General features: G+C 31.5%; 17 protein-coding genes. All 17 read right to left on the bottom strand.

Annotated features, from left to right (window positions below; genetic code table 11):
- Nucleotides 1–230: 230 nt before the first annotated feature.
- Nucleotides 231–2,249 (bottom strand): sodium-translocating pyrophosphatase, encoded by a 2,019-nt coding sequence (locus OIO11_RS16955; protein WP_268072664.1) that lies wholly within the window; start codon nucleotides 2,247–2,249, stop codon nucleotides 231–233.
- A 374-nt stretch (nucleotides 2,250–2,623) separates the two neighbouring features.
- Nucleotides 2,624–2,851, bottom strand: a complete 228-nt coding sequence (gene secG, locus OIO11_RS16950) for a preprotein translocase subunit SecG (RefSeq protein WP_268072663.1) — start codon at nucleotides 2,849–2,851, stop codon at nucleotides 2,624–2,626.
- A 201-nt stretch (nucleotides 2,852–3,052) separates the two neighbouring features.
- The gene (gene eno, locus OIO11_RS16945; RefSeq protein ID WP_268072662.1) at nucleotides 3,053–4,354 is read right to left on the bottom strand and encodes a phosphopyruvate hydratase; all 1,302 of its coding nucleotides are present in this window, start codon (nucleotides 4,352–4,354) and stop codon (nucleotides 3,053–3,055) included.
- 95 nt (nucleotides 4,355–4,449) lie between these two features.
- Nucleotides 4,450–5,985 (bottom strand): 2,3-bisphosphoglycerate-independent phosphoglycerate mutase, encoded by a 1,536-nt coding sequence (gene gpmI, locus OIO11_RS16940; protein ID WP_268072661.1) that lies wholly within the window; start codon nucleotides 5,983–5,985, stop codon nucleotides 4,450–4,452.
- Nucleotides 5,986–6,064: 79 nt separating this feature from the next.
- The gene (gene tpiA / locus OIO11_RS16935; RefSeq protein ID WP_268072660.1) at nucleotides 6,065–6,817 is read right to left on the bottom strand and encodes a triose-phosphate isomerase; all 753 of its coding nucleotides are present in this window, start codon (nucleotides 6,815–6,817) and stop codon (nucleotides 6,065–6,067) included.
- Nucleotides 6,818–7,097: 280 nt separating this feature from the next.
- Entirely contained in the window at nucleotides 7,098–8,294 is a 1,197-nt protein-coding gene (locus OIO11_RS16930) for a phosphoglycerate kinase (protein ID WP_268072659.1), read from the bottom strand.
- Between the two features lie 319 nt (nucleotides 8,295–8,613).
- A complete protein-coding gene (locus OIO11_RS16925) occupies nucleotides 8,614–9,540 on the bottom strand; it encodes an ABC transporter permease (protein ID WP_268072658.1) in 927 nt (308 codons plus the stop codon).
- Nucleotides 9,533–10,585 (bottom strand): ABC transporter permease, encoded by a 1,053-nt coding sequence (locus OIO11_RS16920; protein WP_268072690.1) that lies wholly within the window; start codon nucleotides 10,583–10,585, stop codon nucleotides 9,533–9,535. The genes OIO11_RS16925 and OIO11_RS16920 overlap by 8 nt, the downstream gene beginning before the upstream one ends.
- Nucleotides 10,586–10,619: 34 nt before the next feature.
- Nucleotides 10,620–12,155, bottom strand: a complete 1,536-nt coding sequence (locus tag OIO11_RS16915; RefSeq protein WP_268072657.1) for an ABC transporter ATP-binding protein — start codon at nucleotides 12,153–12,155, stop codon at nucleotides 10,620–10,622.
- Nucleotides 12,156–12,302: 147 nt separating this feature from the next.
- Nucleotides 12,303–13,430: a BMP family lipoprotein gene (locus tag OIO11_RS16910; protein ID WP_268072656.1), complete on the bottom strand. Its 1,128-nt coding sequence runs from the start codon at nucleotides 13,428–13,430 to the stop codon at nucleotides 12,303–12,305.
- Between the two features lie 294 nt (nucleotides 13,431–13,724).
- The gene (gene gap / locus OIO11_RS16905) at nucleotides 13,725–14,732 is read right to left on the bottom strand and encodes a type I glyceraldehyde-3-phosphate dehydrogenase (RefSeq protein ID WP_268072655.1); all 1,008 of its coding nucleotides are present in this window, start codon (nucleotides 14,730–14,732) and stop codon (nucleotides 13,725–13,727) included.
- A gap of 218 nt (nucleotides 14,733–14,950) precedes the next feature.
- Nucleotides 14,951–15,955 carry a type I glyceraldehyde-3-phosphate dehydrogenase gene (gap, locus tag OIO11_RS16900; RefSeq protein ID WP_268072654.1) on the bottom strand — a complete coding sequence of 335 codons (1,005 nt, stop codon included), beginning with the start codon at nucleotides 15,953–15,955 and terminating at the stop codon, nucleotides 14,951–14,953.
- 66 nt (nucleotides 15,956–16,021) lie between these two features.
- Complete coding sequence (locus OIO11_RS16895) at nucleotides 16,022–17,071, bottom strand: sugar-binding transcriptional regulator (protein WP_268072653.1); 1,050 nt, start codon at nucleotides 17,069–17,071, stop codon at nucleotides 16,022–16,024.
- Between the two features lie 156 nt (nucleotides 17,072–17,227).
- Entirely contained in the window at nucleotides 17,228–18,589 is a 1,362-nt protein-coding gene (gene rpoN / locus OIO11_RS16890) for an RNA polymerase factor sigma-54 (RefSeq protein ID WP_268072689.1), read from the bottom strand.
- 203 nt (nucleotides 18,590–18,792) lie between these two features.
- Nucleotides 18,793–19,626: a DegV family protein gene (locus tag OIO11_RS16885; RefSeq protein ID WP_268072652.1), complete on the bottom strand. Its 834-nt coding sequence runs from the start codon at nucleotides 19,624–19,626 to the stop codon at nucleotides 18,793–18,795.
- Between the two features lie 11 nt (nucleotides 19,627–19,637).
- Nucleotides 19,638–20,123 carry a tRNA (uridine(34)/cytosine(34)/5-carboxymethylaminomethyluridine(34)-2'-O)-methyltransferase TrmL gene (gene trmL, locus OIO11_RS16880; protein WP_268072651.1) on the bottom strand — a complete coding sequence of 162 codons (486 nt, stop codon included), beginning with the start codon at nucleotides 20,121–20,123 and terminating at the stop codon, nucleotides 19,638–19,640.
- Between the two features lie 119 nt (nucleotides 20,124–20,242).
- Nucleotides 20,243–21,064, bottom strand: a complete 822-nt coding sequence (locus tag OIO11_RS16875; RefSeq protein WP_268072650.1) for a Cof-type HAD-IIB family hydrolase — start codon at nucleotides 21,062–21,064, stop codon at nucleotides 20,243–20,245.
- Between the last annotated feature and the right edge of the window lie 116 nt (nucleotides 21,065–21,180).

Below are 21,180 nucleotides of genomic sequence, written 5' to 3'. Positions count from 1 at the left end.
ATAAAATTGCGCGGCAATTTTATTCTAGTAACCAGTAGCTAGTGACCAGTAACCAGTGAAGGAAGTTTTCCTAAATTCAAATAAAGAAAAGAGCAAGAACATAGATGTTTTCTATATTTTTGCTCTTTTTTATGTCTATTTTTATCAATTTAAATTCTTTAATTATTTTTTCTTTCTGGCTACTGGTTACTGGCAACCGGCTACTATAAGAATGTTGCATCGCAACATTCTTATTTAAATAGGTTCAAAAGAATTCCTCCATGTTCTGCTATTACTGCTGCAAAAACTAAAGATACTATTGTCATGAGCTTGATTAAAATATTCATAGCAGGACCAGATGTATCCTTAAATGGGTCTCCTACTGTATCTCCAACAACAGCTGCTTTGTGGGCATTGCTGCCTTTTCCACCATGCACTCCACTTTCAATATACTTCTTTGCATTATCCCATGCTCCACCTGAATTGGCCATCATTATTGCCATTAGTACTCCTGATGATACTGCACCAGCTATCAATCCTCCAAGAGCTTCTACACCAAGGAGTAGACCTATTCCTATTGGTACAACAATTGCAAGTATTCCTGGAAGAATCATTTCTTTTAATGCTGCTGTTGTTGAAATATCAACACATTTTTTATAATCAGGCTTTTCTTCACCTTCCATTATTCCTGGCATTTCTCTAAATTGGCGTCTAACTTCTTCAATCATTTCATTAGCAGCTTTTCCAACAGACTCCATTGTTAAAGAACCAAATAAGAATGGAAGCATAGCTCCAAGTAATAGACCTACAAGTGTAGCAGGCGTTAATAAATTAATAGCACTTAACTGTGTTTTTTGTGCATATGAAGCAAATAAAGCTAAAGCTGTAAGTGCTGCTGACCCTATGGCAAATCCTTTTCCTATGGCAGCTGTTGTATTACCTACTGAATCCAATTTATCTGTAATTTCTCTTACACTTGGTGGAAGTTCTGACATTTCAGCTATACCCCCTGCATTATCAGCAATAGGACCATAGGCATCAACAGCAACTGTTATTCCTGTAGTAGAAAGCATTCCTACTGCCGCAAGCGAAATTCCGTATAATCCCATAGAAATATCACTTGCTCCCCCCATAATATAGAAAGAAAACAACACTCCTATTGATATAAATATTATTGGTGTCATTGTAGAATACATTCCAACAGCAAGCCCAGATATTATAGTAGTTGCTGAACCTGTTTCCGATTGCTTAGCTATCTTTTTTACATATTTATATTCAGAAGCAGTATATATTTCCGTAACTTTACCTATTAACGTACCAACAACCAACCCAGCGAGTATTGCCCCAAAAGCCTTATAATGTCCAAAAATTTTATTACTAAGCATAAATGAAGCCACTATAACAATTATTCCACCAATATATGTTCCTGTATTAAGTGCTTTTTGAGGATTATCACCTTTACTTCTTCTTGCAAAAATAATACCTATTATTGAAGCAATAATACCAACTGAAGCTAAAGTTAAAGGAAACATTATTTTGGTTTGATCATTTGTAAATAGAAAATATCCCAAAGTTAAAGCTGAGATTATTGAACCTACATACGATTCAAACAAATCAGCTCCCATACCAGCAACATCCCCAACATTATCTCCAACATTGTCTGCTATAACTGCTGGATTTCTTGGATCGTCTTCAGGTATTCCTGCCTCAACTTTACCAACAAGATCTGCCCCTACATCTGCTGCCTTAGTATATATTCCTCCGCCTACACGAGCAAATAATGCTATGGAACTTGCTCCAAGTCCAAATCCAGTTATAAAATTAATATCATTACCAAAAGCCAAATAAAATATGCTAAGTCCCAAAACTCCTAATCCTACTACTGATAACCCCATTACTGCTCCACCTGAAAAAGCTATTTTTAAGGCTTTACTTTGACCAGATCTAGCAGCCTCTGCAGTTCTTACATTGGCTTTAGTAGCTACTTTCATTCCAAAATATCCTGCAAAGATTGAAAATATTGCTCCAAACACAAAACAAATTGCAGTTTTAAAGTCTATGGCTAATGTTATAACAACAGCTACTATAACAATAAAAATAGATAAGTATTTATACTCTCTTTTTAAAAACGCCATAGCTCCTTCCTGAATGTACCCAGCTATCTCTTTCATCCTATCATTTCCTGAACTTTCTTTAGTAATTTCATTACTGAAAACAAATGCAAAAACTAAAGCTAAAATTCCACATATAATTGGCAAATATGAACTCATTTTTTCTCCCCCTTCTCCTTTATATTTGCCTTCCCAAGATGCTAAAAATTCTTTAGTTTTGGTAATAATTGTTAATTAAAATTAACTTACACTTATTATACATCATTAAATATTTTTTTTCTATAATTTTAACCTAATTTGTAATAATTTTACATATAATTTAAGCATTTATCTCATATCTGCTGCTTCTATAGGCAGATAGTTAATCGGAGCTGCAACAATAAATAAGAGTTTCTAAACTCCATATAAATATTAAAATTCTCTTTACATTTATTACTGAAAATTACAAAAAATAAAACATATAGACCTTAAAAGGTTTATATGCTTTCTCTTAAATTAATTATGTATTACATTGATAGATATATGCTTTAATTTTATTTCATTAAAGTCAAAGCTATTGTAATTGCAGCAAATAGTACAGCCATAATTACAGTTGTTTTAGCTAATACAGCTTCATATGTTTTTGTTTTATTCTTAGAAAAAAATGTTTCTGCTCCTGAAGATACTAAGTTGAATCCATCAGATTTTCCTGGTTGCTTCAAAATAGTTATTATTAATATTAATGATATAATTATTTGAGCAGCTACTAAAAATGTATGCATCACATACACCTCCTAATTATCCAGCATATTTATGTTAAATTGCTTAATTTACGAAACACTTAATATTTTATCATAATGAAAAAGAAAAAACAATAAAGTAGCTTATGAAAAAATAGAGTCACAATACAAAGTTTGTGACTCTATCCAAATATATTATAATTTTAACATGGGCAAATCTATTAAATCGATAGTTTATTTATATTATTTTTTTATATTATAGAAAGCCTTAAGTCCTCTATATTCTCCCATATCTCCTAGTTCTTCTTCAATTCTTAGTAATTGGTTGTATTTAGCAACTCTTTCACTTCTTGAAGGAGCTCCAGTTTTGATTTGTCCTGCATTTACAGCAACAACTAAATCAGCTATTGTTGTATCTTCAGTTTCTCCTGATCTATGAGATACTACTGCAGTATATCCAGCTCTTTCAGCCATTTCTATAGAATTTAAAGTTTCTGTTAATGTTCCGATTTGATTAAGTTTTATAAGAATTGAGTTTGCAACTCCTCTTTCAATTCCCATTTCAAGTCTCTTAGTATTAGTTACGAATAAATCGTCTCCTACTAATTGAATTTTTCCGCCAAGTTTTTCAGTCATGATTTTCCAACCTTCCCAATCTTCTTCAGCCATACCATCTTCGATTGAGATTATTGGATATTTTTCTACTAAGTTAGCGTAGAAATCAACCATTTCTGCTGGAGTTAAAGTTTTTCCTTCTCCTGTTAATTCATACATGTTAGTTTCTGTATTGAAGAATTCAGATGAAGCTGGGTCTAAAGCTATGAACATTTCTTTTCCTGCTTCATAACCAGCTTCTTTTATAGCTTCAATTATAACTTGAATAGCTTCTTCATTGCTGTTTAAGTTTGGAGCGAATCCACCTTCGTCACCCACACCAGTAGCTAATCCTTTTTTATTTAATATTCCTTTTAATGTATGGAATACTTCTGAACACATTCTTAAAGCTTGAGAGAAGCTTTCTGCTCCTGCAGGCATTATCATGAATTCTTGAAGGTCAACGTTGTTATCAGCGTGTGATCCACCATTTAATATGTTCATCATAGGTACTGGTAAAACTTTTCCGTTTACTCCACCTATGTATTGATATAATGACATTCCTAAGTATTTAGCAGCTGCTTGAGCACATGCAAGAGAAACTCCTAGCATAGCATTTGCACCTAATTTACCTTTATTTTCAGTACCATCTAGTGCTATCATAGCTTTATCTATTGCTACTTGATTAAGTACATTCATTCCTACTAATTCATCAGCAATGATTGTATTTACATTTTCAACAGCCTTTAAAACACCTTTTCCTTTGTATACTGATTTATCTTCATCTCTTAATTCTACTGCTTCAAATATACCAGTTGATGCTCCTGATGGAACTGCTGCTCTTCCTACTGTACCATCTTCTAATTCTACTTCTACCTCTACAGTTGGGTTAGCTCTTGAATCTAAAATTTGTCTAGCATAAACGTCTATGATTTCTACATATTGTTTCATTAAAATCTCCTCCTCAAAAAATATTATTTATGTTACAACAATGAACAAATCTAATTTTTTTAACTCAGCTTTATTCTATGCTGCTCCTTGGCATTTTATTTAATAATACTTTTACCAGTCATTTCTGACGGTATTTCTTCTTCCATTACAGTAAGCATTGTTGGTGCTATATCTGCAAGGATTCCATCTTCTCTTAATTTTTTACCTTTTGCTTCTTCCGATACATAAACAAACGGTACAAGATTTGTTGTATGAGCCGTCATAGGATTACCATTAGAATAATCTATCATTTGCTCACAGTTACCATGGTCTGCTGTGATAAATACTGTTCCATTTTTCTCTAATATTTTATCCACAACTTTGCCTAAACATTCATCAACTGTTTCAACTGCTTTAACAGCTGCCTCTACAATTCCTGTATGTCCTACCATATCAGGATTTGCGTAGTTAAGTATAATTACATCATACTCATCAGTATCTAATCTATTTAATAATTCTTCTGTTACTTCATAAGCACTCATTTCAGGTTTTAAATCATAAGTTGCAACCTTTGGTGAAGGTATTAATGCTCTGTCTTCACCTAGATTAGCTTTTTCAACTCCTCCATTAAAGAAGAAAGTTACATGAGCATATTTTTCAGTTTCAGCAATTCTTAATTGTTTTTTGCCTAACTTACTTATATATTCTCCTAAAGTATTAACATATACTTCAGGTTTGAAAGCAACTTCTACATTTTCAATAGTCTTATCATACTCAGTCATAGTAACAAAAGTCAAATCTAAATTTTCTCTTTTGAAACCATTAAATGCTTTATCATTTAACGCTCTTGTCATTTCTCTTGCTCTATCCGGTCTAAAGTTAAAGAATATAATTGAATCTCCATTTTTGATAACATCTGTAGCTTTATCACCTTTAGTTATAACTGTTGGAAGAACAAACTCATCTGTTTTATTATCATGATAAGAACGTTCTATAGCTTCTTTTGCACTGCTTGCGTATTCGCCTTTACCTAAAGCTAAAGCATTATATGCAAGTTCTACTCTTTCCCATCTATTATCTCTATCCATAGCATAATATCTTCCTGAAACAGTAGCTATACTACCTATACCAATTTCTTTCATATAATCTTCAAGCTCTGCTGCATATTTTATTGCTGATGAAGGTGGAGTATCTCTACCATCTAGGAAAGCATGTACATATACTTTTTCTAACCCCTTTTTCTTAGCAAGCATTAATAAACCTTTTAAATGTTCAATATGAGAATGTACTCCACCGTCAGATAATAATCCTAACAAGTGAAGAGAAGAATTATTCTTAAGAGCATCGTCTACAGCTTTTACTAAAGCTTCATTTTCGAAGAAATCTCCATCCTCAATAGATTTTGTTATTCTTGTAAGAGCCTGGTATACTATTCTTCCAGCACCAATATTTAAGTGTCCAACTTCTGAGTTACCCATTTGACCGTCTGGGAGTCCTACCGCTAAACCACTAGCTCCTACTTCTGTATGAGGATATTCATTCCACAATCTAGTGAAATTAGGATGTCTAGCTGCTTTAACTGCATTACCATCTTCATGGTTTGATATACCAAATCCATCTAAAATCATAAGCATTACTGGATTTTTAGCCATTCTTCTCACCTCCGTTAATCAGTTTACAATAACTAAATTTTCCATATTAGAATTCATTTAACTGTAAACTTTCTGTAGTTTATTTATCAAAATTTACAATCCCTGCAAAATCTTCTGCTTTTAATGAAGCTCCACCGATTAATCCACCGTCAATATCAGATTTTGCCATTTGTTCTTTTATTGTAGATGGTTTAACTGAACCACCATATTGTATTCTCATTTTGTCCGCTACTTCTTTTCCAAACATTTCTGCAACAACGCCTCTTACGTAAGCTATTGTTTCATTTGCTTGATCAGCAGTAGCTGTTTTACCTGTTCCTATTGCCCATATTGGTTCATAAGCTATAACTAATTTTTCAATTTGTTCTACTGTTAAACCAGCTAAATCAAGTTTTATTTGTCTTCCTAAAACTTCTTCTGTTATGTTTCCCTCTCTTTCTTCAAGAGATTCTCCTATACAAAGTATTGGAAGTAAATTATGTTCAAAAGCTTTTTTCACTTTTTTATTTAATGCTTCATCAGTTTCATTGAAGTATTGTCTTCTTTCACTATGTCCTAAGATAACATATTCTACTCCCATTTCTGCAAGCATAGCTGGTGCAGTTTCTCCAGTAAATGCACCACTTTCTTCAAAATGCATATTTTGAGCTCCAACTTTTATATTAGTTCCTTTAACTGCTTTAACTACTGCATCTAAGCATACAGTTGCTGGGCAAACTACTACATCACAGCTTACATCCTTTACTAATGGTTTTAATTCTTCAACTAATTTTAATCCTTCTGAAACAGTTTTATTCATTTTCCAGTTTCCTGCTATAATTGGTTTTCTCATTTTAAACACCCCGCACTTTTTTTGGTTTTAAGTTGAAAATAGCTATTTATTATTCTATACTCTCAACTTTTTGATATTACATTTTATTTTAGTAACCAGTTACCAGTAATCAGTAACCAGTAAAGGATGTTTTGCTAATGCAAAACTTTAAATTTAGTAAAAGAACTATTTACCCACATTGTAGCTTGCTACAATTGTGAATCTAAAAATTAAATTCCACTTACTTCTTTCCATAACTGGTTACTGGCTACTGGTTACTGTGATAAATAGTCTGTTAAGACTATTTATCACTTAGTGCAACTATTCCTGGTAATTCTTTTCCTTCTAAGAATTCAAGTGAAGCTCCACCACCTGTTGAGATGTGAGTCATTTTGTCTCCGAATCCTAATTGGTTAACAGCAGCAGCACTATCTCCTCCACCGATTATTGTTGTAGCATCAGCTTCAGCCATAGCTTCTGCAACAGCTATTGTTCCTTTTGCAAAATTAGCAAATTCAAATACTCCCATTGGTCCATTCCATACAACAGTCTTTGCACCTCTTACTGCATCAGCATAAAGTGCTGCACTCTTAGGACCTATATCTAATCCCATGTATCCTTCTTGGATATTTTGATTTTCAGTTACAACTGGTTCAGTTTCAGCTGAAAATTCAGCTCCAACTATATTGTCTACAGGAAGTAAGAACTTAACTCCTTTAGCTTCTGCTTTTTCAATCATTTCTTTTGCATATTCAATTCTATCTTCTTCTACAAGTGATTTTCCGATTGTATATCCTTGTGCTTTTAAGAATGTATAAGCCATTCCTCCACCTATGATTAATGTATCAACTTTTTCAAGTAAGTTATTTATAACATTAATCTTGTCAGAAACTTTAGCTCCTCCAAGAATTGCAACAAATGGTCTTACTGGAGTTTCAACAGAGTCTCCTAAGAACTGTAATTCCTTTTGAATCAAATATCCACATGCTGCTTCTTCAACAAATTCAGTTACTCCAACAGTTGAACAATGAGCTCTGTGAGCAGTTCCAAAAGCATCATTTACAAAAACATCAGCAAGTGAAGCTAATTCTTTTGAGAAGTTTTCTTCATTTTTAGTTTCTTCTTTTCTATATCTAGTGTTTTCAAGTAAAACAACATCTCCATTATTCATGTTAGCTACAGCATTTTTAGCATTTTCTCCAACTACATTATCATCTGCTGCAAATACCACTTCACATCCTAACATTTCTGAAAGTCTTTTTGCAACTGGTGCAAGTGATAATTCAGATTTTGCTTCTCCTTTTGGTTTTCCAAGGTGTGAGCAAAGTATTACTTTAGCACCATTTTCCATAAGATATTTGATAGTTGGCATAGCTCCAACCAATCTGTTTTCATCAGTAATAACTCCGTCTTTTAGTGGAACGTTGAAATCACATCTTACTAATACTTTTTTGTTTTTAACATTAATATCCTCTACAGTTTTCTTATTCAATTTCATAATGATATCTCCTCTCACTTTTAATGAAAAATATTCATAATTACAAAATTTACAAATTATATAAATAGCTAAACATAATATATGTATTGAATCATCATACTTATTATTCTACACTATTCTTATAATATTTATTATAAGAATAACCATTTCAGGTCTTTTTATGTCCCACCTTTACTCTTTATGTCCCACTTCCATTATAATGTAAAGTAGAAAATTTTAAAATAGCTTTCTAAAAAAAAATTTAAAAGAAGTTTAGAAAAATTTATTTTACATTAATTTTCTAAACTTCTTTTATTAAAATCTTATTGTTTTTTATCTATTATCTTTCTCCCTTAACATATGGAATACCATCTGCTTTTGGCGGAGTAGTTTTTCCTACAAAACCAGCAAGAGCTAACATTGTTAAAATATATGGGAAACTTGCATAGAATTCATTTGGCAAATGTATCATAGTAAAGCTTTGAGCCTGCATTTGGAAAGCATTACCAAAAGCAAACAGCATACATGCCCACATAGTTCCTGTTGGTTTCCAGTTACCAAAAATCATAGCAGCAAGTGCTATAAATCCACGTCCTGCAACCATCCCATCTTTATATACTGGTGTTATTCCTATAGATAATGCAGCTCCACCAAGTCCTGCTAATACTCCTGATAATATAACACACAAGTATCTCATCTTATAAACATTTATTCCAAGTGTGTCCGCTGCACTTGGATGTTCTCCAACCGCTCTTATTCTAAGTCCTAATGGAGTTTTAAACAATACATAGTTAGATACAACTACTAATATAAGTGCCAATATAACAAACCAGTTCAAGTTTCTTAGTATAGGAACTTTACTTAAAAAACCTGGAAGCTTGAAAGATAAACCTTTAACTATATCAGTTTGACCACCAGTTTTAAATATTGGTCCAATTAAGAAACTGGCTAAAGCTGTTGCAAAAAGGTTTATCGCTGTACCTGATATAACTTGGTCAGCTCTTAAATTTATACTTAAAAATGCATGAATTGCTGCCATAGCACCACCAGCTGCCATAGCAAATAACATTCCTACAATTGGACTTCCAGTTAAGTATGATCCTAAAACAGCAAAAAACGCACCCATTATCATCATACCTTCTAATCCTATATTAACTACTCCTGACCTTTCTGAGAAAACTCCTCCAAGTCCTGCAAATATAAGAGGCGCTGCCATTCTCAATGTGGAGGCTATCAATGGTAGTAATATCAGTAATATCTTATCCATTTATTACCTCTCCTTTCTTTTTCTTATCTGCAAAGTACTTAACAATATAATCTGTTGCAACAAAGATTATTATTATCGACTGAATCAAAAATACTATTTCTTTCGGAATATCATTAAATTGAAGCATTGTAGCACTACTCTTCAAAGCTCCAAATAAGATAGCTGAAGCTATGCATCCTACTGGATTGGATTTTGCTAGAAGTGCAACTGCTATACCGTCAAATCCAAAATTAGGGAATGCCATAAAATCTTGACATTGATATGTTATACCTGCTACGTGTGTAGCTCCACCTATACCAGCTAGAGCTCCTGATAACACCATTGCAAGAACTATATTTTTAGGAACATTGATACCACCATATTCTGAAGCTAAAGGATTAATACCAACCCCTCTTATTTCATAACCTATAGTTGTTTTCCATAATAACCAATAAATAAATATTGCAAATATTATTGCTATAAAAATACTTATATTCGCCTTACTTAGATTTCTTAAAGGCATTAATTTTGCACTGTCTTGAATTATTGGAGTAGCAGATTTTCCTGGAACAGCAAAGATAGATTTCTTTATTATCCAGTTTGCAAAAAACATTCCTATATAGTTCATCATAATTGTATTGATAACTTCATTGGTTCCAAATTTAGCTTTAAGAATTCCAGGTATTCCACCCCATAAAGCACCTATTACAATACCACCTATTATAATAATTATTGCATGTACAACTGGATTTAATCCTGGAATTAATCCAAGTATTGCACCAGCAATCATTCCCATGATGAATTGACCTTCAGCACCTATATTGAAAAGACCACATCTAAACGCTATTGAATGAGCAATACCTGTGAAAATTAATGGTGTTACATAAGTAATAGTTGTAAGTGTATTTCTTTCAGTAGCAAAACTTCCCTGCCAAATAATGCTGAATAAATGAGTTAAAGCAGAAAAATATTGAGTTATAGGATAACCTTTAGACCACATTACAAAGAATACTGCTACAAATATCGAAACAATTATTGCAAATATAGGAAATATAAGACTTTTCATTCCATTCTTAATAGAATTTAAAATATTATTTTCTTTATTCAACTTTTTTCACCTCTTTTTTATCTAAGCTTCCTCCTGCCATAAGTATACCAAGTTTTTGTTCATCAGCATCTTTTCTGTCTAGTACACCTACTATTTTTCCGTCATACATAACCGCAATCCTATCTGATAATGCTAAAATTTCATCCAATTCAAAAGATACTAGAAGAACAGCTTTCCCTGCATCCCTTTCTCCTACAAGTCTTTTATGTATGAACTCAATAGCACCAACATCTACTCCTCTTGTAGGTTGAGCTGCTATTAACAAGTCAGGATCTTTAGATATTTCTCTAGCAACAATTAATTTTTGCTGGTTTCCTCCAGATAATGCTGAAGCATGAACTTCATCATTAGGAGTTCTTACATCAAATTCTTTTATTATTTTTTGAGCATAATCTCTAACTTTTTTATAATCTATAACTTTATTTTTACTAAAAGGAGTTTTATGCTGCATTCCTAAAATAGAATTTTCAAACAATGAATATTTAAGTATAAGTCCTCTTTTATGCCTATCTTCTGGAATATGGCCTACTCCACTGTCTATAATTTCTCTAGGGTTTTTTCCAAAAATGTCCTTACCATTCAAAGTTATTTTACCACTCTTAGGCTTTCTAAGACCTGTTATGACTTCCAAAAATTCAGTCTGACCATTTCCATCAACCCCTGCAATTCCTAAAATTTCCCCACCATTTACTACTAAATTAATTCCATTTACAGCTGGTAAATTTCTATTATCATTTGCATTAAGATCATCTATTTTTAAAACTTCTCCTATAAGTTTACTTTCTTCTTTTTCAACTACAAGCTTAACCTTTCTTCCTACCATAAGTTCAGCAAGTTCATCTATGGATGTATCCTTTGTGTTAACTATACCTGTTACTTTTCCACGTCTTATAATTGTAACTCTGTCACTCATGCTCATAACTTCCTTAAGTTTATGAGTTATAAGAATTACGGACTTTCCTTCTGCTTTTAAGTTTTCTATTATAGCACCTAACTCTTCAATTTCTTGTGGAGTTAAAACTGCTGTAGGTTCGTCTAGAATAAGTATTTCTGCTCCCCTATATAAAGCCTTTAAAATCTCTACTTTTTGCTGCTGCCCAACACCTATATCTTCTATAATAGAATTTGGATCAATATTAAAACCATACTTTTGGGCTAATTCTTCAACGTCCTTAACAGCCTTATTTATATCTAATTTTGTACCTTTTTTAGGTTCCATTCCTAATACTATATTTTCTGCTACAGTAAAATTGTGAACAAGCATAAAATGTTGATGTACCATTCCGATTCCTAACTTGATTGCATCATTAGGATTTGTAATATTAACCTCTTTTCCTTTTATGAAAATCTTACCTTTTTCCGGCTGATAAAGACCATATAAAACATTCATTAATGTAGTTTTTCCAGCACCATTTTCTCCAAGTAAAACGTGAGTTTCACTTTTTAACAAAGTAAAATCTACATCCTCATTAGCTATTGTACCTGGAAAGATTTTGGTAATACCTTTCATTTCAATTACCTTTTCCATTGTTGCCCTCCTTTCGTCAATCAAAGCACAATTTAGCATGATATTGAATATCATACAATGTTGCGTTTTTTTAAAAAGCTAGATGTTGGATACACCTAGCTTTTACTATGCCTAGCTTATGAAAAATCATTTTATATTTTTAAAGTTCTAAAATTTAACATCAGTTGTAAATTTTTTAGCATCTTCTGGTTTTTCTGGAACTGTTATTTTTCCTTCTTTAATAGCTTCAGCATATTTGTCTGCCAATTCTATAGCATCTTTAGCAACATGTGGTTTAACTATATTTTTTAACTCTTCTGGAATTTCTCCTCTTGAAGTTGGAGCTATACCAACACCATCTTCTTTAAGTCCAAAAACTCTTATTTCTCCACCTTTGAATTTTCCTTCTGCTACAGCTTTTACAGCTTCATATGTTGCAGTATCAACTCTCTTTATCATACTTGTAAGTATTACATCAGCATACATAGGTTTTTTGTTAGCATCTGTTATTGTTAATACTTGATCTTGGTCAACACCTATAGCCCAAACTTGTTTTCCACCATCTTTTATTTCTTTAGCTGCTTTAAATAATCCTAATCCAACACCGCCAGCTGCATGGAACACTATGTCACAGCCTGCTCCATATTCAGCTTTTGCAAGTTCATAACCTTTATTAGCATCGCTAAAGCTATCAGCATATCTTGGATCCACTTGTATATTTGGGTTTACTGCTCTTGCACCAGCTATGTAACCCGCTTCGAATCTTCCTATTAGTGGTCCTTCTTTACCACCTATAAATCCTATTTTGTTAGTTTTTGTAGTTTTTGCAGCTATTACACCTGCTAAGAATGAACCTTCATGTTCTTTAAAAGTTAGTGATAAAACATTTGGAAGTTCAACTACAGAGTCAACTATTGCAAAATTTTTATCTGTTGCTTGTTTAGCTACTTCTGTTAATGCTTCTGACATTTGATATCCAATTGCAAATGTTAAATTTGAATTTGCATCTAAAGCTAAAGTTTGAAGATGTGGTACAAAGTTTTCTTTTTGAGTTGATTCAAGAGCTTTGTATTCAAATCCAAATTCCTTTTTAGCTCTTTCTATACCTTCATTGGCAGCTTGGTTAAATGATTTGTCATTTAATCCGCCTTCATCAGTTGAAAGACCTATTCTGATGTCTGATTTTTTAGTTTCACCTGCTTTTTTAGGTTGTTCAGTCTTACCTGCGCAGCCAGCAAATAAAGATGCTACTACTGCAACTGTTGCTAGAATTGCTACTAATCTTCTTTTTTTCATAAACCTTCCCTCCTAAGACTAACTTAATCGTTTCCAGTAAAGGTTTTCAATATGTAACCGCTTACCGAAAAAAGTACTACAAATTTGTAATTTTTTCTATCAAACCCTATATATAATATACGATAAAGGGGGTTAAAAATCAAGTATAACTTAATAATTAATTGTACTTATCCTTTTATTATTATGCATAAATCAATCAATAATTATTAAAATTTCAGTAAAATCATAAAAAAAGATTTAAATTCACAAAAAAATAAGTCTTTTTTTATGATTTGTTAAAAATAGGATTATATTTTATAATCTGTCAGATACAAATTTTGTTAAATCTGCATATCTGTTAGAATATCCAGCCTCATTATCGTACCACGAAACAACTTTAACCAATTTATCCCCCATTTTCATAGTTGATAAGCCATCGACTATTGAAGATCTTTCATCTCCTCTATAGTCCATAGATACTAATGGTTCTTCACTAAATCCTAATATTCCTTTCATTTCTCCTTCAGCTGCTGTCTTAAATGCAGCATTAATTTCTTCAACTGAAGCATTTTTAGCTAATGTACATACAAGATCAACCATTGAAACTGTAGGAGTTGGAACTCTTACAGCCATTCCGTTTAATTTACCTTTTAATTGTGGCAATACTAATGCAACAGCTTTAGCGGCCCCAGTAGTTGTTGGTATCATTGATTCTGCTGCTGCTCTAGCTCTTCTTAAATCCTTGTGAGGAGCATCTAATATTCTTTGATCATTTGTATAAGCGTGAACAGTAGTCATTAATCCTAATTCTATTCCAAATTCTCTATCAAGAATCTTAGCAAACGGAGCTAAACAGTTTGTTGTACATGAAGCATTTGAAAGTATATGGTGCTTTGCGGGATCGTATTCCCCTTCGTTAACTCCCATAACAATAGTTTTATCTTCATTTTTAGCTGGCGCTGAAATAAGAACTTTTTTAACTGTCCCCCCGAGGTGAGCTTTAGCTTTATTAGCATCTGTAAACAATCCAGTTGATTCTAAAACTATTTCTGCACCTGTACTGTTCCAATCTATGTTTTCAGGATTTCTTTCAGCAAATATTTTTATTTCTTTTCCATTTACAAGAATAGCACCTTCCTTAGCTTCTACATTCCCTTGAAATTTCCCATAAAGTGAATCGTATTTTAACAGATGAGCTAATGTGGCTGGATCAGTTAAGTCATTTATTGATACTACTTCTAAATCACTGCTGTAGTTTTTTAACAATGCTCTAAACACATTTCTCCCGATTCTCCCAAATCCATTAATTGCAACTTTTTTCATTTTAAATTACCTCCTAGAATAATCTTATTTATATATTTTATATATATCTAATTTGGATTATCTATATTAGTGTTCTCATTTCTTATGCAATTTATAAATTTATATAAAACAAAGACACATCTATCTTGTTATTAATACAAGATAGATGTGTCTTTTTATTTTAGTGCACATACACTGCATTCAATTAAATCAATAACTACATTTAGGACTGTCCTAAATTATTTTGCAAGGTTTGCAAAGTATTTTAAAGTTCTGATTAATTGTGAAGTATATGACATTTCATTATCATACCAAGAAGCAACTTTAACTAATTGTTCTCCATTAACTTCCATTACTTTAGTTTGAGTTCCATCAAATAATGATCCAAAGTTAATTCCTACGATATCTGATGATACGATTGGATCTTCAGTGTATCCGAATGATTCATTAGCAGCAGCGTTCATAGCAGCGTTAATTTCTTCAGCAGTAACTTTTTTATCTAAAGTACAAACTAACTCAGTAATTGAACCAGTTATAACTGGAACTCTTTGAGCATTTCCATCTAATTTACCTGCTAATTCTGGAATAACTAAACCGATAGCTTTAGCAGCTCCAGTTGAGTTTGGAATAATACTTGCAGCTGCAGCTCTTGCTCTTCTTAAATCACCTTTTCCGTGTGGAGCATCTAAAGTATTTTGGTCATTTGTATAAGCGTGGATTGTAGTCATGAATCCTTTAGTTAATCCAAAGCTGTCATTTAAGACTTTAGCCATTGGAGCTAAGCAGTTAGTAGTACATGAAGCACCTGATATAACTGTTTCTTCTCCTTTTAATATATCGTGATTTACATTGAAAACTACAGTTGGAAGGTCATTTCCAGCTGGAGCTGATATAACAACTTTTTTAGCACCAGCTTTTACATGAGCTGAAGCTTTTTCTTTTGAAGCAAAGAAACCAGTACATTCTAAAACGATATCTACTCCTAATTCTCCCCATGGTAAATCAGCAGGGTTTCTTTCAGCAGTAACTTTTATTTCTTTTCCATTAACTATGAAAGCTCCTTCTTTAACTTCGATTTCACCATTGAATCTTCCTTGAGCTGAATCATATTTGAATAAGTGTGCTAAAGTCTTAGCATCTGTTAAATCATTTATTGCAACCACTTCAAATTCTGGGTTGTCAATCATTAATCTTAATGCTAATCTTCCTATTCTTCCAAAACCATTAATAGCTACTTTTGTCATTAAAATTACCTCCTAAATTTTTTTATATCAATTATATTTTTAATATAATTATTTTAACTTTTTTATTTAATTATGTTTATTGTCTTGTTCCTTTTTTATAATACTTATAATCTCTTTAGCAGCGCCTTCATCTGTTATTAAGATATTTTTAGCATTATATCTTTGGACACCAATAATAGCTTCTCCTTTACTCTTTCCTCCAGCAATAGAGATACAATATTCAATGTTTTTAGTGTCCTCGCTCTTAATTCCTGCGGTAGGTGTCGAAAATAAAACATTTCCTTTTATGTCAAAATAACATCCAAAAGCTTCTCCAACAGCACCTTCTTCTTTAAGAGCCTTTATTTCTTCTTCATTAAGACCTCTTTTTTTTGCCATTTCGTCAGCTTTACCAATTCCATAAACTAATACATTGGCTTTTCTAATGCTTTCTTGAACTTCTTTTATACTTTCCTCATTTAGTATAGCATATATCTCAGCATAGTCAACATTTTCCAGTAATTGAAGCATTCTGTAATCAGCTGATAACTTATGCGCAAGTTTAGCAACTAAAGTATTTGCTTGTATTTGCACATTTCTTCCTAAACCACCTCTAGCAGGTACAATCAACAGATGTCTGTACTCGGTTGTTTCTTGCATATTATCAACCATTTTCTTTACTGTTGTACCACCAGTTAAAGCCATTATCATCTTATCTTGCAATAAATCTTTTAAATAGTTTGAGGCGCTTTTTCCCATTTCATCTAAAACAAGTTCATTTTCATCAACATTACCTGGAACAACCATAACATCTTTTAAATCCAAATGCTTTTTCAAAAAATCTTCCATATCCGATAAACCTTTTAACTCATGAACGAATTCTTTTAGTTTTTCTAGAATTTCCTTTCCTTCATGGTTTACTGTCATTCCATCACTATTAATATCTATTAAATTTTGATTTTTTAAGAAACTTACCTCATTTCTTACTATTCTCTCACCAATTCCCAAGTGACTGGCAAGCATTCTTCTCCCTATGGGTTGGTTATAATATATAGTAGTGAGAATATTATATCTTTTCTCCAATAGTTCTAATAACTCTGGTACTACCTTCTTTTGTACTTCTAAATTATATTGCAAACAAAACACCTCTTTGGTCTTTTGACGTCCCACTTGTTTAATTTATGTCCCACTAATATTATAAACGTAATATAGGTTTTTTAAAAGATATTTCAGAAATTTTTTTTTTTTTTTTTTTGAATTTACTTGTTTTGAGTATAAAAAAAGGAAAAGATTTCAAAATCTTTTCCTTTTGCTTGATGATTTTATTCCTATTTCTTCTCTATACTTAGCTATGGTTCTTCTTGAAATATCAATATTTTTTTCTTTTAATAAATCACATATTTTTTGATCTGAAAGAGGTTTCTTTTTATCCTCATTATTCACCAATTCTTCAATTTCTTTTTTGATAATCCTTGCTGATATATCTTCAAAGCTGTCAACTCTTGAAATACCTGTTGTAAATAAATCTTTTATTTTTATGGTTCCTTTATCTGTATGAATATACTTGTCTCTAATAGCTCTGCTTACAGTAGATTCATGTATTTCCAAATTATCTGCAATTTCTTTTAAAGTCATAGGTTTTAAATATTCATCACCTAAATCAAAGTAATCTTTTTGTATTTCCAATATTTTTTCCAGAATACTGTATATTGTATTTTCTCTTTGGTTAATACTCTTAATTAGAAAAACAGCACTATTTAATTTTCCTTTTACAAACTTTACCGTTTGCTTATCTTCTTCGTTGTTTATTATATTTTTATACAATCCATTTATATTAAGCTTAGGTATAGTACCATTGTTCATCATTATATAATATTCTCCATCTATCTTTTTTATATATGCTTCTGGAACTATATATTTTGTTTCCTCTCCAGTATAAAATCCTCTTGAAGGTTTAGGTTCCAAGCTCTTTATTATATCTCCATACTCTTGTGCCTCTTTAGCAGTTATCTTTAATTTTTTAGCAATTATGTTGTATTTATTTTCAGCCAGTAGCTCTAAATACTCATCTATAATTTTTAAAATTTTTTCATCATCTAAACCCTTTTCAATTAATTGTATTTTTAAACATTCCTTTATATCTCTGGCTCCTATACCAATAGGTTCAAGAGATTGTACAATTTCAAGGCATTCTTCTGATAATTCTTCTGAAATAGACAATTCATATGCAATATCTTCTAACTTAGTACTCAAATATCCTCTTTCATCTATATTTTCAACCATATATTCACAAATAGATTTTACATACGTTGTTTCATTCAAATCAATAACTTGCTCCAATAAAAATTCCTTTAATGATTTTTTAGCACTAATAAAATTAAACGGTGATACTTCTTCTTCATTTTTAATATAACTGCTGTGTCCATAGTCATCAAATTCAAAATATTTTATCAGTTTTTTATAATCGATTTCATCATTTATTTTTTCATTGTCATTTTTCTTGTATTCCGCATCTAAAACAGGATTCTCTTGTAGCTCTTTTTCTATATGTCTTTGAATTTCGAAATTAGACATTTGAAGCAATTTTACTGATAACTGCATTTGTTGTGTCATTATTAATTTTTGTTCTTGAGTTAAATTTAATTTAAACTCCATTTTCATATATTATCACCACTTTACATATAGTCCACTAACATTATACCATAAACTTTATATATGAAAAATATGTAAATTTATATCTTTTTTACATATTTCATAGAATTTAATTTTAATATAATATGTTTTTTAACTTTTTTAAAGAAAAACACAAATATAAACTCACTATATATTTGTGTTTTCTTTAAAAATTTATTATATTTTTAATATTTTTCAACATAAGCAATACCACATGCATCTGGTCCTGAATGAGTTCCTACTACGCATCCTACCTCACACTCACTATAGTTGCTTTGTCTACTGTTCAATTCTTCTCTAAGCGCTGGTAAAACATCATAATTGTCTATATGAAGTAATATACATCTTTCTTTGTCATTCATTTTCTCTAATTCTTTCAAAATCCTTCTAATAGCTTTTTTTGTTCCTCTAACCTTGTCCATAACTGCCATTTCACCATTAGCAGATTCTAATATTAACTTAATTCCAAGAAAACTTCCAATAGCTCCAGCAGTTTTAGAAAGCCTTCCTCCTTTTACTAAGTTATCCAAACTTGAAAAGGCATAAGCACTTTTTACATGAGGAATGATTTCATTTATTTTTTCTTCAATTTCATAAATATTATATCCTTTTTCTCTTAATTCTGCTGCTTTAATAACTAGTAATCCTAAACCCGCTGTAACATTCATACTATCTATAACTACTATATCATCAGTTCCCAGCATCTCCTTGGCAATACAAGCAGAACCATATGTACCACTCATTTTAGAAGAAATGTGTATGGAAATTATTTTGTACCCTTCATCTATATATTTCTTATAATATTCATAAAATCTATATGGATTAATTTGAGTAGTAGTGGGAAAAATATCTTCTTCTTTTATTCTTCTTAAAAATTCATGGACATCAATGTCAGCCCCATCCAGATAACTTTCTTCTCCAAAATTAACTACTAAAGGTATAACTTCTAAATCATATTTTTCTATTATTTCTTTGTTTAAGTCTACGGTACTATCTGTAATAATCTTAATCTTTTCCATAGCCTTTCCTCCTATTTCATTCCTGGAAAGCCTAACTGTCTTAAAGCTTCATAAGCTACAATCGATACCGTGTTAGAAAGATTTAAAGATCTTGTTGTTGTTTCCAACATAGGAACTCTAATTCTATTTTCAACATATCTATCTCTAATATAATCAGGTAGTCCTGAAGATTCTCTACCAAATACAATAAAGTCTCCATGCTTATATTCAACTTCATCATGATGATATTTAGTTCCTTTTGTAGTTGACAAATAAATTGTAGCATCTGGATACTTTTCTATCATATCATCAAAGGATTCATGTACCTCTATATCTAACGAAGGCCAATAATCTAGACCTGCTCTTTTCACCTGTTTATCATCTAAAGTAAATCCTAATGGTTTAATCAAATGCAGTCTGCAATTCGTCAACACACAAGTTCTTCCAATATTTCCTGTGTTTTGAGGAATCTCTGGTTCAAATAAAACTATATGCAAATTTGGTCTGTCAATTTTCATTTTTCTTTTCCCCCTTTGAAGTACCACACATTATATATTACCTTAATTACCATATGAGGTAAAGTAAAAACACTGCAAATACTTAACCTTAAAAATAAATTTACAATTTTCTGAATTAATTATAAGACAAATTTTTGAATAGCCTTAGCAACACCATCATTATTGTTTGTATCAGTAACATAATCAGCCTTTTCTTTTACATACTCTTCAGCGTTCCCCATAGCTATTCCCATACCTGCATATTCAATCATAGATAAGTCGTTTTCTGCATCACCCATACAGATTATATCTCCTCTATCGAAACCATAAAACTGCGCAAGCCTCTCTACTGCTTTGCCTTTTGAAACACCTTTTTTCATTATTTCAAAGTTATTAAAATTGGAACTTACTACTTCAAATTCATCATAAGCACTTATTTCCTCTTTAGCTTTTCTTACTTTATCGTAATCTTTGCTAATACATATGGATTTAAGAATTTCATCCTTATATTTTTCAATAGCCTGGTTAAAATCAGAAGCTACCTCCAATTTAATTTTCATATTTTCAGGTAAATCATTGTTTAATTTGCGATAAGCATATTCACTTGGAAATGGCTTATTGGAAATAATAGTATCATGTGTATTAAGGCAATTAAAAAAATCATATTTTTCTATTACAGACCATATTTTTTCACAATTTTCTTTTCCAAGCAAACACTCGTATATTACCTCATCTTTATCTTTTTCTCTAATATAAGAACCATTTGAAGCTATTATGGGTGCCTCTATTCCTATAAGTCCAGCATAATATTTAGCTGAAGTAAACAATCTGCCTGTAGTTATAGCAACTTTTACCCCTTTATCATGTGCTTTTTTTATAGCTTCTTTATTTCTTTCACTAACTATATTTCCACTATTCAACAGTGTGCCATCCATATCTAAACATATCAACTTGTACTTCACTTTAACCTCTCCTTTTTTTATAGCTGTTACTACTTAATATTCCTTTTTTTTAGATTTCAATTACTAATTATAATTTACTATTATTTCAAATTCAATATTATGGCAATACACAAAAC

Origin of the sequence: Clostridium sp. ZS2-4 (assembly GCF_026719745.1) — a bacterium.
GTDB lineage: Bacteria > Bacillota > Clostridia > Clostridiales > Clostridiaceae > Clostridium_H.
The sequence above is the reverse complement of the archived record's forward strand: the minus strand, read 5'-3'. Positions and strand labels throughout refer to the sequence as shown.

Excerpts from the sequence above, each read along its gene's own strand:
- OIO11_RS16955 (WP_268072664.1), bottom strand. The coding sequence starts at position 2,249 with ATGAGTTCATATTTGCCAATTATATGTGGAATTTTAGCTTTAGTTTTT.
- secG (WP_268072663.1), bottom strand. The coding sequence starts at position 2,851 with ATGCATACATTTTTAGTAGCTGCTCAAATAATTATATCATTAATATTA.
- eno (WP_268072662.1), bottom strand. The coding sequence starts at position 4,354 with ATGAAACAATATGTAGAAATCATAGACGTTTATGCTAGACAAATTTTA.
- gpmI (WP_268072661.1), bottom strand. The coding sequence starts at position 5,985 with ATGGCTAAAAATCCAGTAATGCTTATGATTTTAGATGGATTTGGTATA.
- tpiA (WP_268072660.1), bottom strand. The coding sequence starts at position 6,817 with ATGAGAAAACCAATTATAGCAGGAAACTGGAAAATGAATAAAACTGTT.
- OIO11_RS16930 (WP_268072659.1), bottom strand. The coding sequence starts at position 8,294 with ATGAAATTGAATAAGAAAACTGTAGAGGATATTAATGTTAAAAACAAA.
- OIO11_RS16925 (WP_268072658.1), bottom strand. The coding sequence starts at position 9,540 with ATGGATAAGATATTACTGATATTACTACCATTGATAGCCTCCACATTG.
- OIO11_RS16920 (WP_268072690.1), bottom strand. The coding sequence starts at position 10,585 with ATGAAAAGTCTTATATTTCCTATATTTGCAATAATTGTTTCGATATTT.
- OIO11_RS16915 (WP_268072657.1), bottom strand. The coding sequence starts at position 12,155 with ATGGAAAAGGTAATTGAAATGAAAGGTATTACCAAAATCTTTCCAGGT.
- OIO11_RS16910 (WP_268072656.1), bottom strand. The coding sequence starts at position 13,430 with ATGAAAAAAAGAAGATTAGTAGCAATTCTAGCAACAGTTGCAGTAGTA.
- gap (WP_268072655.1), bottom strand. The coding sequence starts at position 14,732 with ATGAAAAAAGTTGCAATTAATGGATTTGGGAGAATCGGGAGAAATGTG.
- gap (WP_268072654.1), bottom strand. The coding sequence starts at position 15,955 with ATGACAAAAGTAGCTATTAATGGTTTTGGAAGAATAGGAAGATTAGCA.
- rpoN (WP_268072689.1), bottom strand. The coding sequence starts at position 18,589 with ATGGAGTTTAAATTAAATTTAACTCAAGAACAAAAATTAATAATGACA.
- OIO11_RS16885 (WP_268072652.1), bottom strand. The coding sequence starts at position 19,626 with ATGGAAAAGATTAAGATTATTACAGATAGTACCGTAGACTTAAACAAA.
- trmL (WP_268072651.1), bottom strand. The coding sequence starts at position 20,123 with ATGAAAATTGACAGACCAAATTTGCATATAGTTTTATTTGAACCAGAG.